This is a genomic window from Verrucomicrobium sp., assembly GCA_028283855.1.
Lineage (GTDB): Bacteria > Verrucomicrobiota > Verrucomicrobiia > Methylacidiphilales > GAS474 > GAS474.
Window position 1 is genome coordinate 243,456 of the sequence record JAPWJX010000001.1, and the last position, 11,674, is coordinate 255,129.

The following is an 11,674-nucleotide window of genomic DNA, read 5'->3' on the forward strand; positions in this document are numbered from 1 at the left end:
GATTATTCTCCGATGACGGTGCTTTCCACGCCCAATTGCTGTTCGAAGATGGAGCGGTGGATGTCGGTGGGCAGGTTGATGACTCCCACGGCGCGGGAGGCCGCCTTTTCCGTCTGCAGCGTGCTCAGCCGGCGGCTGGCCAGGTGGGCGATCCACGGATCGCTATGGGCCAGGGTGATGACCCGCTTGGAAAAGCTGATGACGGCCACGCCCAGGTATTGAAGGAGGTTGATGATTTCCTCGTTCTCCTCCTGGGGGAGGGCCAGGCGGTAGTCGGCGGGGATGAAATCCCACCGCTGGTGGCCGAAGAGGGCGCAGGCGAGCTCCCGCGGGATATCCTGGAAGGAGCCGCTTTCCTGCAGCTCGTGCAGCATGGAGAAGGTGAACGCCCCGGGGGCGATTTCCTCCGCCTGGGCCCGCTCGATCAGGGTGGAGAAGGCGGTGTCGATCTGGCCGGGGTTGCCCAGGGCGTTGCGGCGAAGCCAATCGGCGCAATGCTGCCAGGTATCTTCGAAGTTATCGAAGTTAAGCGACCCGAAGGCGCTGCCTGTCTCTTCGGCAGAACTCTTAAGCAGGCCCTCATCCCGGGAGATCTGAAGGCTAAAGCTTTTCACGGCAGATCAATTTTTTTGGGGTGGCGGGACATCCGAGGAGGAGGTCCGTTTATCCATCAAAAGGGTCTTGTCCGGAGGCGGAGCGTAGGGGGCGCGCTTCATGCTTTCCCCGGAGAATTTCTCGCTGACCTGGACGATCGACTCCGCCGCGGCGGGATCGAAGCTGGTGGGAGTGATGACGAAGACCAGGCGCGTCTTTTCGCTGACGGAATCCTTGTTTTTGAAGAAGAAGCTGATGACCGGGATGTCTCCAAAGAAGGGGAGCTTGTTCACGCCCACGTTGTGGTTGAGGGAGTAGAAGCCGCCCAGGAGAAGGGACTTGCCGTCCGGCACGCGGACGGTGCTGGAGGAGCGGGATTCGGCCACCCGCGGCACCTGGTTGGAAGGGGTGCTGGAGCCGGTGGGAACGCTGATGAAGGAGGTGATCGACGCGACGTGCGGGGAGAGAATGAGGCGGATGGTCCCGTCGGGCAGGCAGGTGGGAGTGACGGTCATGGAAACACCCAGCTCGCGGCCCGGGTTGGTGTCGGTCGGGGTCGGGTCGGAGGAGTCGATCTTATACCGGATGGTCGAGGAAAGGGAGATGAAGCTGGAGCCGGTGCTCTGAGCGGTGGCGGGCTGGAACTCGACGACCGGGTAACGATCGACATTGGAGATGAGGCCCGACTCGTTGTCCTCCAGCACCAGGTTGGTGTTGTTGCCGACCTCGACGTTGGAGAGGGTCCGCATGGCGTGGATCAGGGTGGTGATGGCGCCCGGCTGGAGGATGGCGGCGGTGGGGGGCTGGAAGGTGCGGGGGCTGGGAACGGGGGAGGTGTTGCCGCTGGTGCTATTAATGGTGCCGTCGTCGCCGACGTAGCCGGTGGAGCCCAGGTTGAATAGCATGGCCAAGGAATTGGCCGTGCCGAAGGAGATGCTATAGCCGGCGCTGCCCAGGGTGCTGGTCCAGTCGAAGCCGGTGTTCTGCTCGTCGTTGTCGGTGATGCTCAGGATCTGCACCTGGATGTTGATCTGGCGCTTGGGGACGTCGACCTTTGCCAGCCAGTCCAGGATGCCGGTCAGGACGTAGTCGTTGTCCTCGATGAGGAGGACGTTGGTTTTCGGCTCCAGGCGGACCTTGCCCTTGTCCGGGGTCAGCATCGGCTCGATGAGCTTTTCGATGTTGGCCTGGCGCAGATAGCGCAGCTCGTAGGAGATGGAGCGCGTCGGCAGGTTGGGGAGATCCTTCTGGGTGCGGATGAAGAGGGTGGTGCCGTTGTCGTAGGCGACAAGGTTGTAGGACGCGGCCAGGTCGAGGATGGTCTGCCGGGGCTGCTCGGCGTTGATGGCGCCGCTCAAGGTGAGGCTTTCGATGTCCGGGTTGGAAAAGTATTGCAGCCCGGCGCGCTGGGCCAGGACGCGGAAGATGGTGTTCAGCCGCGCGTTGGAGGCGGTGTAAACGGAGCTTTTCGTCTCCACACCCACCTTGCCGGTGGGCGGGGGAGGGGTGGTCATCCGGTCGGGTTCCAGGATGACGGTGACGTTGTCTTCATTGGGAGCCGCCAGAAGAGGCCACGCGCCGGCGCCGAGGCCTGCAAGGAGAAGGGCAAGAAAGAGGCGGCACTTCATGTTTACCCGATTCCTTACCATACTCAGCGCCGCTCTTGAAGGGTTATTCCAGGAATATCTTCCAGCCCCTCGGGCTTGGCGTTGCCGGTGTTGAGCTGGAGGGTGTCGTTTTCCTGCGGGATGCTGAGGGAGGTGACGTGGTGATCGACGGGGTTTTCGAAGACGATCGTCGTCGGCTTGATTTCCTTTACCCGGGCCTGGGTGGTGAACGCGCCGGTCTGCATGATGACGGTGTCTCCCAGGAAGATGTCCCGGCCGTTGAGGACGGCCATGTTCTCCTGCGGGGAGATCATTTCGATCCGCAGGGAGCGGACTGCCTGGAGGAAGTAGTCGATGACCGGCTCCGGCGCCTTTTCCACCTTGGGCGCCTGCAGCTGTTTGACGGCCAGGGGGCCGTCCGGGGAGTTGTTGAAAATGTCGCGGCCGCGATCGGGAATGGAAAGAAAGGCCAGCTTGGCGCGCAGCGCCTCGAGCATTTCCGGCTCGGCGATCTTGGGATTAGTCATCGCGTCCAGAAAGGGGAAGTCGAGGGAGGAGAATTTGTCGGCTTCGGGAGGCGTCTTGGCCGTGGCTGCGGCCGCCGTTTTTCTTGCCGCCGCGGGAGAGCCGGGCGAAGCGGCGGGGGCTGCGCTGCGGATCGGGGCGGGGGCGTTGGAAGGCGTCGGGTTGGGGAGGGGGGGTGCCGTGGAGATGGTGGCGGGATTGGCGGGGGGAGGGGCTGGTCTGGGCCCGCCGGGCCGGGGGGTGTGGGCCATGCCGGGAGTGCCCGGCCGGGGGGCGGCCTGGGCGGGGCGCGTAGAGGAAGCCTCGGGAGTGGTCGGGAAGACGTCGACCGGGGGGACGTCCCCGCTGTCTGCCAGGGCGGCGCAAGGCAGCAGTCCGACAGCCAATCCCAGGGCAATGCTTCCTAGCCAGACGCCTCTCATGGAATGGGCGGGATGTTCAGCACGCCGTAATTGAGGGTCAAGGCCAAAGGCTGGTCGACTTGGCCCGGCTGGGTGCCCGGGGAGTTGTTGGCCAGGACGAAGCCGGTGACGAAGAGGGAGGGGTTGGCTTGCTCGAGGGCGTAGGCGGTCTTCAGCAGGGTATTGTAGCGGCCGACCAGCTGCAGGTTGATGCTGGAGCTGGTGAATTGCTTCATGGCGGTCAGGGAGGCGTTTTCTTCCCCGAAGCCCAGCCGGTATTGGAGGACGGTCTTGTCGATCCCGTAGCTGTTCAGCAGGTTCAGCATGCTGGGGATGGAGGTGCGGGGCTTGATGGTGTGCAGGCGCTGCAGGATCTCTTTATGGGGTTGGTAGGCGGTGACCTTCCGCTGGGTGGCGTTGATGTCGTTATTGATCGCCGTCAGTTTGGTGTGGAGCTTTTCGTGCTCGGCGATGGAGGTTTGGAGGTCGTCGTAGAAATAATAGATGCCGATCAGGATGACGATCGGCAGCACGCCGCCCAGGAAGGCGAATTGGGTGAGGGCCTTCTGGTAGTTCATGGGGCGACGGGCTGGAGGGCGAAGGCGTCCTTCGAGTCCAAGGTCAGGGTGATGACGATGGTGAAGCTGAGGTTCTTCTTGCCGTTTTGGCTGCCGGGGGCGGAGGAGGCCGAGTTGGAAACGGTGACTTTCAGGTTTTGTTTCTTGGAAGGGACGTAGGCGGGATAGTTGTACTGCGTGGCCACCTCGGTCAGGAGCTTGTTGACTGCTTCCGGATCGGTGAGGGAGACCAAAGCCGCCTGCGCTTCCGGGGTCGTTTCCCCGTTGATCGTCCAGCTTCGCTCGATGCCGATGGGGCCGCCTTTGCTGGGCAGGGCGCGGAAGTCGTAGTGGACGTCGGTGACGTAGATGCCGGAGTCGGCCGGGATGAGGCGGGTGAGGAAAAGAGCGCCTAGGGCGTAAGAGCTACGGGGGACCAGCAGGTTTTCCAGGGCCTGGTAGCTGGAAAGGGTGTTATGCAGCTGCTGCTGGTTTTTGGTCCGGTCATTGATCATGACCTGGGTGGTGTTCCAGGAGGGGGCCTGGACTGCCTGCATGTAGCTGTAGCCCAGGAAAAGCCCCGCGGCGATGGCCCCCAGGCAGCAGAGGATCAGTGCGGGAATCAGGAGCTTCACCGTTCGGGTGACGGCGATGGGCGCGATGGCGGCCAGGCGGTCGGGCTGTAGCTGGTGGAAATCGCCGGCGCAGGCATCGTGCAGGCTCTTCGGATCGCCGGTTTTCCAGAAACCGTCCATCCAGAAAAGATGTTCGGGCATTAGTCCGGTGGTTTCCCCTTTCACCCCGGCGGCTTGCAGCTTTTCGGCGAAGGCCGCCTCGTCCAGGACTTCCAGGCAGCCGGTGTCGAAGAGCGGCGCGGGCTTGTCCTGGTGGGCGGCGGTGAGGGCCTCGACGCACTGGCTGGAGGTGGAGGCGCCGCAAGGGATGATGCCCAGGCCGGGATCCTTCAAGTCGCTCTGCAAAACCACTTCCTTGATGAGCTGGGCCAGGTCCGGATGGAAGGTGTCGCTGATGTGCTCCACGGCGCGGAGCATGAGGGGCTCACCCGTTTCGCTGAACGAGATGAGTGCCATGAACCCGTCGTATTGCGCCCAATAAAGGAAGCTTTTGTTGCGGGTCGTCAGCTTGGAGATGGCCTGCGCGATGGCGGTCGTTTCCAGCACGGCGGAGAAAACGGACAGGGAATAAAGGCCGGAGGAGGCGGCGTTAGCCATCGCCGCGTCGAGCGGCTCCCAGAGGGAGCGTTGGCAGCGTAGGGCGGTGGGGGTCGGCTTGGAAAAGGGCGTGTCGATCCAGGTCCAGCTGCTCTTCTGCTCGGCGATATTCTCGGAGATGATCCGCTCCGGCGCGGAGATGAGGAGGGCTTCCCGCGGGACCTTCAGGTCGGCGGGGGGGCGCATGATATTCGTGCGGACCTGGGAGGCTTGATGAAGGACCACTTCCAGGTAATCCGGCTTCACTCCGGCGGCCCGGGCGGCTTCCTGGAGTTTGGCCGTCATCTCCGCCTGGTCCTGGAGGGATTTAATCCCGAGGGCGGGGCCGGGCGTCCAGCGGTTGTCTTTTACCCGCTGGATGAGGGAGCCGATGGTCTGCTGGCCGACGCGGATGTGCCAGCGGGCCTGGACAATGGGACTGCCGTTGGGCCGACGGCTGACGGAGGACTGCCGGAGGGCCTGACGCACGGCGCCAAAGCTGGAAAGCTCGGCGAGCGGGCGTAGCATCATGATCTATTAGAAAGCCTTCTAAGCCGCAGGAATCATTCCAAATCGGCCTTCGAACCGTCTTCCATCATAGCGTCGCGGGCCGCTCTTTCGTCAATTAAATTGTGGTCCTGGAGCGAGCGGATGGAGTGGTTCCATTCCACGTTAAACGGTTTGCGCAGGAATTCGCGCAGCGCCTGGGGGGTGGAGAGGAACTTGGAGATGGCCGGGCGGGCCGAATCCTTGTTCATCATGAACTCGCAGGCCAGGGTGCGGCCTTCCCCATTTGCCCGGGGCAGCAGGCCCTGGCTAAGGACGAAGAGGAGCGCGTCGGCGCAGGCGGAGAGGATCTGCGGCCCGCGCTCCGCGGGGAAGAGTTCCGTGATGCGGCGCAGGGTGCTGGCCACGCCGCGGGTGTGGAGGGTGGCCAGGACGAGGTGGCCGGTCTGGGTCGCTTCCAGACAGGTCTGCATCGCTTCGGCATCCCGGATTTCGCCCAGGAGGATGATGTCGGGCCGCTTGCGGAGGATCGACCGGAGGCCGTCGCCGAAGGAGGAGACGTCCCGTCCCACTTCTTGCTGCATGACGGCGCCCTTTCCGTTCTCGTCGTAAAGGATTTCGATCGGGTCCTCGATGGTGACGATCTTCTTCGGATAATTCATCCGGATGTGGTCGAGGAAGGCGGCCAGGGTGGAGGTCTTGCCGCTGCCGGTGGGGCCGGTGATGAGGCCCAGGCCGCTTTTTTTGAGCAGGAGGGTCTGCAGACTGCTGACGACCGCTTCCGGCAAACCTAGGTTTTCAGGGGAAGGGGGGTAGCCCGCCATGACGCGGCAGGTCATGGAGAGGCCCGTCTCGCACAGGTAGGCGTGGACGCGGACGCGGGGCGTCCGCCCGTTGACGGTCATTGGAATGGTGCAGCCGAAGTCGGCGCAGCGGGCCAGAAGCATCTGGTGCTCCAGCTGGTCCATGTGCGTGGCCTGCGCGGAGGGATCGGTGCTGGTGAACTTCCAGGAAAAAAGGACCGCCAGCATGCCGACGATGAGGTCCTGGTTCAACACTCCCCATTTTTCCCCCGGCATGACGCCTTTGCCCGTGTTCAGGGAGACGGGGCGGGTCGGCACCGCGTCGAAGTCGGACGACTTCGTGGTGAAACATTCGGCGATAACTTCCTTAAGCGTCTGCTCCGCCAGCGCGCGGGCTGTGGGATTGCCAAACGCGGAGACAAGGAAACCGGGATTAAGGGTTTCGTGCGATCCGAGGCGCCAGTGGCTGACGGGAAGGGCGGGAGGTTCCATGCGAGGAGTGGATTAAGAGGAAAAAGGAGAAAAAAGAAGGCTGAAATCTCCCTTTCGGAGATTTCAGCCTTCCAGATTAAGCACGGATGAAAATCAACCGGCTAAGCCTTTAGTAAGAGGCGAGCTGTTTGGTGGTCGGGGTGTGGGGGGAGCCCGTGCCGGCCCAGTCACAGGTCACGAAGGCGACACCCGCGACGGGAATATTGGCGGCAGGAGTATAGACGCCACCGGAGGGGCAGGAGGGCTGGACCGGGAAAAACGAAGTCGTATTGCCCCAGAGGACCGCCAAGCCGGTTAAACCGTTGCCATCGGAGAAGCCGGAAACCGGATCGCCGTCATTTAGATTCTGCAGATTTTCAATGGAACGCACGGCGTCCTGAACCTGTTTTTGGATGACGATGCAGAGGCTCTTGTTGGCCTGGGCCCGGAAGTACGTGGCTGACTGGGAAATACCGAGGGCCAGGAGGGTGATGATCGCGATGACGATCGCGATTTCAACTAGCGTGAAGCCCCGGGCGGAGCGGCGGGGGGAGTGCAGCAGGGATTTTTTCATGGGGTTTTGCTTAGGGTTTTACTGAGTTTTTGGGGGTTGTTTAGTGGAAGCTCTAAAGGGGGCAATGAAGGATCGGTCTTCGTATCGGCAAGTCCTTGAGAAAATGAAGCAGAATTCATGCAAGCTTGGAGAGATTTTATGTCGGAAAGCAAACGGCGGCGGGTTTCCCGCAAGTCGTTGACCTCTTTTTGCAGGGCCGCCCGCCGCAATTCCATGGTTTCCATCTCCCGCGAGGAGGAGACGACGACTTCCCCGCCGGGGGTGACCCGGACATCGAAGCCGACCCGCTGGAGGGGGACGATGTAATTGGCCATCTTGAAGCCGACCGGACGAACGGTGATTTCGACGTCACCCCCCGCCATATGGGCGGCCTCCCGCAGGCGGGCGAACTCGCTTAAGGAGAGGTTGAAGCGAAGGGGGCCGTTGGGGACCTGATAACCGAACTGGGCTTCATAGTCGCCGGGAGTGAAGGATTCCTGGGAGAGAGCCGGAGAAACACCGGAGATCTGCGTGGTGGGAAGAGGCGAGGCGACGTCGATCGTCGGGGAGATGGCGGGCTTTGTCTCCGCGAAGGCGGAGAGGGCGCCCAAGACAAGAAGAAGGGCCGGCAGGGAGGGGCGGGGCATTCTCTTCTTGGATCGTGGCATGGCCGATCAGGGGGCCGTCTCTTCTTTCTTGGGGGCCGGGACGCCGCGCTCGTGGCGCTCCAGCTCGAATTTGGCCCGGCTGAAGACGGCATAGGGCAGGATCAGGGGGACGATGGAGAGCCAGCCCGGCAGCCGCGCCAGCATGAAGAGAAGGATGAGAAGGCAGGCGATCGTCGAGGAAGCGATAAATTGGAGGATGAACTTGCGCCGCAGCTGGTCCGCCGCATTGAAGCGCTGCCGCAGGCGCGGCGGCAGGATAGGAAAGACCTGAAGGGTGGGGGCGGCCAGGCTGCTTTGGATAGAGGCGCCGGGGAAAACCTTTTGCAGCGCCTCGGTCATCAGGGGGCGTTCCGCGTCCGCATTGATGACGACGATGTAGGGTTCCGCGCCATTGGTAACGGTCAGGAATTGGGCGCCCGCGGTGCGCTGGCGGAAGGGGCCGCACGCCACGGCCAGCGCCAGCGTCTGGGGCTGGAGGCTATTTTCCGTCACCGCCTGGTAGAACTGCGGCTCGCTGGAAAAACCGAGCGCGCTAAGGAAGCCCTCCCGGGCCAGGAACATTCCCTGAGGCACGGTGAGACGGGCAATGGGGGAGCCGTCAGACCATTGGGTAGGTAAAGATACCCAGGGACCGCGCGTCGTGAAGAAGGCAAGGATGTCCCCTCGCTCCACGGCGGAAGCCAACGGCTGGAGGGATTGCCAATCGGGCATTGAATGTGCTATACCATAATCACGCAGACGATCGACAAATAATTTATGACTGGTCTTGGCAAATTGCTGGGCCTGGCCCGCAAAGAAGGAGACGGGAAAGAGGAAAAAGACGGCGCGGCGACGCCGAAGGAAGCTCCGTCGGCTAATTCGTCTGCCTCCAAAAAACGGACCCGCCACCCGAAGGAAATTCCCTTCATCGCCCGCGACGATTGGGGCAAACTCCGCTTCGACCTGGCCAAGGGCAGCAAGCAGATCATCGGCGAGAAGAACCGCCCGCTCCTGTGGGAGGATCTCTACAAGCACATGGGAGTCGTCGGCGGTTCCGGTTCCGGCAAGACCTTCACCGTCCTCAACCAAGTCTTCCGCGAGCTCTTCCGCGCCACCCACATTCCCGACGGGCCGGATCGCGAGAAGCTCAAGCCCGGCGGCCTCATCATCGAGGCGAAGGGTGACTTCCCCGAGAAGCTCTGGACCCTGAGCAAGCTCTACGGCCGGATGGACGACACCATTTTCTTCGGCCCCACCCACCCCGTCAGCTACGATCCCTTCCGCGATCCGACGGAAGACCCCACCATGCGGGCCAACAAAATGCTGACCCTCATGCTGGCCCTCAACGACGGCCAGCGCTCCGCCGACCCCTTCTTCGACAAGGCGGCCCTGGAGCTTTTCACCAACATCTTCTGCATGCACCAGAAGCTCACGGAGGCGAAGGTCGAGGGCGTGCAGGCCATGAGCTTCTCCTACCTGGGCATGATGCTCAGCGACCGCGGCAACCCGAAGAACCTCGACGAAGTCACCGCCTCCCGCAACGCGGAGGAAGCCGCCGCCCGCGCCTACGAGAACAACGTGCCGAAGTGGCTCGACGAGACCAACGCCGTCATGGAACGGGTCAACGCCCTGCGCTTCCGCCTCCAGGAAATCGAAGGCGTCGCCCGCGAGATCCTGGACCGGGAGCAGGCCGTCGCGCAAAAGAAAGTGGAGACGACCCTCTCCGCCGCCGAGCGTATCTGGCGCAAGCGCCTGGCCATCCGGGCCCGCACCCTCCACCGCCAGACGGAAGAGGCCCTCACCACGCCGCGCCCCAATTACGACGAGCAGCCGCCGACCTCCCTGATCGAAGACCTGGAAATCTTCCAGAAAAACGCGCACGGCTTCCTCGTCGAGCATCCCGACTTCGAGCCCTCCACCGTCGTCCCCCTTCTGGCCAACCTGGGCGACCGCATCCGGCCGCAGCTGGAGCGGATCCTGGCCGCCGGCGAGGAAATCCGCGGCCTGCTGGACGAGGCCTCCCACCGCGACCCGAAGGAAGGGCCCTTCCCGCTGGTCCCCTTCTTCCGCGAAGTCCTCAACACCTTCGACGGCGTCCGCTCCTCGCTGGAGACCTGGGGACGCATGTGCACCGACCAGGACAACGCCGCCCTGCGTTGGGCCAACATCCTGAAGAAGAAAGTCACCCCCAAATACGGCCTCCTCAAAACCCTCCTGGAAAAATACGAAAAGGTCCTGCGCGACGAGGCCCAAGCCCGGGGCGAGGACCCGTCTCCCGATCCCGTCGCCGAATACTTCACCGGCACCTATTTGAACGTCGCCAACGACCGCACCAGCGGCAGCGTCGCCATGACCGCCACGAACATGGTCGGCCTCCTCTCCAAGGCGCCCTTCAACCAGCTCTTCTCCTGCAACCCCACCTTCGACATCCTCGACATCTTCCAGAAAGGGAAACTCCTTTGCCTGGACATGCCGTTCGCCTTCTACCGGGACAGCGCCCGTCTGGCCGCCGTGCTCCTGAAGATGGACTACTTCCGCGCCACCGTCGCCCGGCAGGCCCTGGGCCTCCAGATGGAACGGCCCGTCTTCTACCTGGTGGACGAGTTTGCCACCGTCGCCACGAACGGCGACTGGACGGGTGAAGCCGCCTTCTTCGACAAATGCCGCGGTTCCAAATGCGCCTGCATCATCGCCTTTCAGTCCCTGCCGATGCTCAGCAAAAAATTCTCCCAGGCGGAAGTCGACGCCATCATGACCAACATGCAGACGCTGATCTACATGCGCAACGACGACCCGACGACCAACGAGCGCGCCTCCAAGAGTTCCGGCGTCTACCAGCGCGCCATGGGCGGCCTCAAAGGCGGCGCGGGCGAATTCGCCTTCAACACCAACCGAAGCTTCGGGGCGGAAGCCTTTTCCATCACCTTCAGCGTCGACCAGAAAATCCCGGCGCCCGTCTTCCGCACCTTTAAAGTGGGCGAATGCCTGGCCGTGCTGCCGCCCGAATTCGGCGGCAACTACTTCCGCCGCCAAGTCACCTTCCTGGGCGACCCCCTCAACCCGCTCGAAAACGACGGCTTCCCCATGCCGGGCGGCCCGCGCGTCATGAAGCGGGAAGAAGAGCCCAGCCAACCACCCGCAACGCAACCCCAACCCTAAGGAATTAAGGAACCCATCCTATGATGCCCGATTCCAGCAAGCCGGTAGATTGGTATCTCCTGGCGGGCTTGATCTTCATCCTCGTCGCCGGCGCCTGCACGATCGCCGGGGACAAAGCCTGTTTTCTCCAGGAGCCGACGAACGACCTCCAGCGCCTCATCGGAGTCCCCACGCTGATCGCCTATGAGGTTACCCACCAGCGCGCCGGGGCGGCCCTGGGCGCCTTCATCTTCTGGGGGGTCACTTACGGGCTAATCGTCTTCATCTGCCTGCGGCTCATCATCAACAAAGTCCTGCTTCCCAGCCAGCTCCGCTCCATGGTGAAGGCGGAGCGCCTGCAGACCTACCTGAAGAACAAATACCGCGACGAAATCCCCGAAAGCGACCACCACCTCTAAAAGAAGGGGACGGAAGCAGAAAGCGGGAAACCAAGTCCCGCGAACACATTCAACGAAGGGGGGCCGCGTTGTCGTCTATGGAAGCGGGAGTTCCACCTAGCCGAACTCTAGGTGGCAGAACTGAAAGAAAAAAGCTAGAGGCTCCTTTAGAAAGGGAGCCTAGCGATGGTGCGTGTCGTTGCTGCTGACGGGTCCCTCAATGGCGCCACCCTTGATGGTCCAAGTCTTGGCGGCCTTGATC

11 protein-coding genes are annotated in these 11,674 nt (G+C 62.7%); 2 read left to right on the plus strand and 9 right to left on the minus strand.

Translation table 11 applies throughout. From position 1 onward, the window contains the following. Nucleotides 1-2: 2 nt before the first annotated feature. The 9 genes from PW734_01210 to PW734_01250 form a co-directional block, all read right to left on the minus strand. Nucleotides 3-614, minus strand: a complete 612-nt coding sequence (locus PW734_01210) for a hypothetical protein (protein ID MDE1169822.1) — start codon at nucleotides 612-614, stop codon at nucleotides 3-5. A 6-nt stretch (nucleotides 615-620) separates the two neighbouring features. After that, a complete protein-coding gene (locus PW734_01215) occupies nucleotides 621-2,222 on the minus strand; it encodes a hypothetical protein (GenBank protein MDE1169823.1) in 1,602 nt (533 codons plus the stop codon). Between the two features lie 23 nt (nucleotides 2,223-2,245). After that, nucleotides 2,246-3,112 carry a hypothetical protein gene (locus tag PW734_01220; GenBank protein MDE1169824.1) on the minus strand — a complete coding sequence of 289 codons (867 nt, stop codon included), beginning with the start codon at nucleotides 3,110-3,112 and terminating at the stop codon, nucleotides 2,246-2,248. A 32-nt stretch (nucleotides 3,113-3,144) separates the two neighbouring features. After that, nucleotides 3,145-3,705 carry a hypothetical protein gene (locus PW734_01225; protein ID MDE1169825.1) on the minus strand — a complete coding sequence of 187 codons (561 nt, stop codon included), beginning with the start codon at nucleotides 3,703-3,705 and terminating at the stop codon, nucleotides 3,145-3,147. Then, nucleotides 3,702-5,426 carry a hypothetical protein gene (locus tag PW734_01230; GenBank protein ID MDE1169826.1) on the minus strand — a complete coding sequence of 575 codons (1,725 nt, stop codon included), beginning with the start codon at nucleotides 5,424-5,426 and terminating at the stop codon, nucleotides 3,702-3,704. Before PW734_01230 ends, PW734_01225 begins: the two co-directional genes overlap by 4 nt. A gap of 32 nt (nucleotides 5,427-5,458) precedes the next feature. After that, the gene (locus PW734_01235; protein ID MDE1169827.1) at nucleotides 5,459-6,697 is read right to left on the minus strand and encodes an ATPase, T2SS/T4P/T4SS family; all 1,239 of its coding nucleotides are present in this window, start codon (nucleotides 6,695-6,697) and stop codon (nucleotides 5,459-5,461) included. Between the two features lie 109 nt (nucleotides 6,698-6,806). Further along, nucleotides 6,807-7,250 carry a prepilin-type N-terminal cleavage/methylation domain-containing protein gene (locus PW734_01240; protein MDE1169828.1) on the minus strand — a complete coding sequence of 148 codons (444 nt, stop codon included), beginning with the start codon at nucleotides 7,248-7,250 and terminating at the stop codon, nucleotides 6,807-6,809. Beyond that, nucleotides 7,247-7,876, minus strand: a complete 630-nt coding sequence (locus tag PW734_01245; GenBank protein ID MDE1169829.1) for a hypothetical protein — start codon at nucleotides 7,874-7,876, stop codon at nucleotides 7,247-7,249. Before PW734_01245 ends, PW734_01240 begins: the two co-directional genes overlap by 4 nt. Nucleotides 7,877-7,903: 27 nt before the next feature. Beyond that, complete coding sequence (locus PW734_01250) at nucleotides 7,904-8,458, minus strand: hypothetical protein (protein MDE1169830.1); 555 nt, start codon at nucleotides 8,456-8,458, stop codon at nucleotides 7,904-7,906. Nucleotides 8,459-8,653: 195 nt separating this feature from the next. Between PW734_01250 and PW734_01255 the strand changes: the two genes are divergently transcribed. Both PW734_01255 and PW734_01260 read left to right on the plus strand, forming a co-directional pair. Further along, on the plus strand, nucleotides 8,654-11,035 hold the full coding sequence (locus PW734_01255) for a TraM recognition domain-containing protein (protein MDE1169831.1): 2,382 nt from the start codon (nucleotides 8,654-8,656) through the stop codon (nucleotides 11,033-11,035). A 20-nt stretch (nucleotides 11,036-11,055) separates the two neighbouring features. Next, complete coding sequence (locus PW734_01260; GenBank protein ID MDE1169832.1) at nucleotides 11,056-11,433, plus strand: hypothetical protein; 378 nt, start codon at nucleotides 11,056-11,058, stop codon at nucleotides 11,431-11,433. Nucleotides 11,434-11,674: the final 241 nt, after the last annotated feature.

Coding starts and splice junctions, on each gene's coding strand:
- PW734_01215 (MDE1169823.1), bottom strand. CDS start 2,222: ATGAAGTGCCGCCTCTTTCTTGCCCTTCTCCTTGCAGGCCTCGGCGCC.
- PW734_01225 (MDE1169825.1), bottom strand. CDS start 3,705: ATGAACTACCAGAAGGCCCTCACCCAATTCGCCTTCCTGGGCGGCGTG.
- PW734_01250 (MDE1169830.1), bottom strand. CDS start 8,458: ATGTTCCTGGCCCGGGAGGGCTTCCTTAGCGCGCTCGGTTTTTCCAGC.
- PW734_01230 (MDE1169826.1), bottom strand. CDS start 5,426: ATGATGCTACGCCCGCTCGCCGAGCTTTCCAGCTTTGGCGCCGTGCGT.
- PW734_01235 (MDE1169827.1), bottom strand. CDS start 6,697: ATGGAACCTCCCGCCCTTCCCGTCAGCCACTGGCGCCTCGGATCGCAC.
- PW734_01240 (MDE1169828.1), bottom strand. CDS start 7,250: ATGAAAAAATCCCTGCTGCACTCCCCCCGCCGCTCCGCCCGGGGCTTC.
- PW734_01260 (MDE1169832.1), top strand. CDS start 11,056: ATGATGCCCGATTCCAGCAAGCCGGTAGATTGGTATCTCCTGGCGGGC.
- PW734_01245 (MDE1169829.1), bottom strand. CDS start 7,876: ATGCCCCGCCCCTCCCTGCCGGCCCTTCTTCTTGTCTTGGGCGCCCTC.
- PW734_01255 (MDE1169831.1), top strand. CDS start 8,654: ATGACTGGTCTTGGCAAATTGCTGGGCCTGGCCCGCAAAGAAGGAGAC.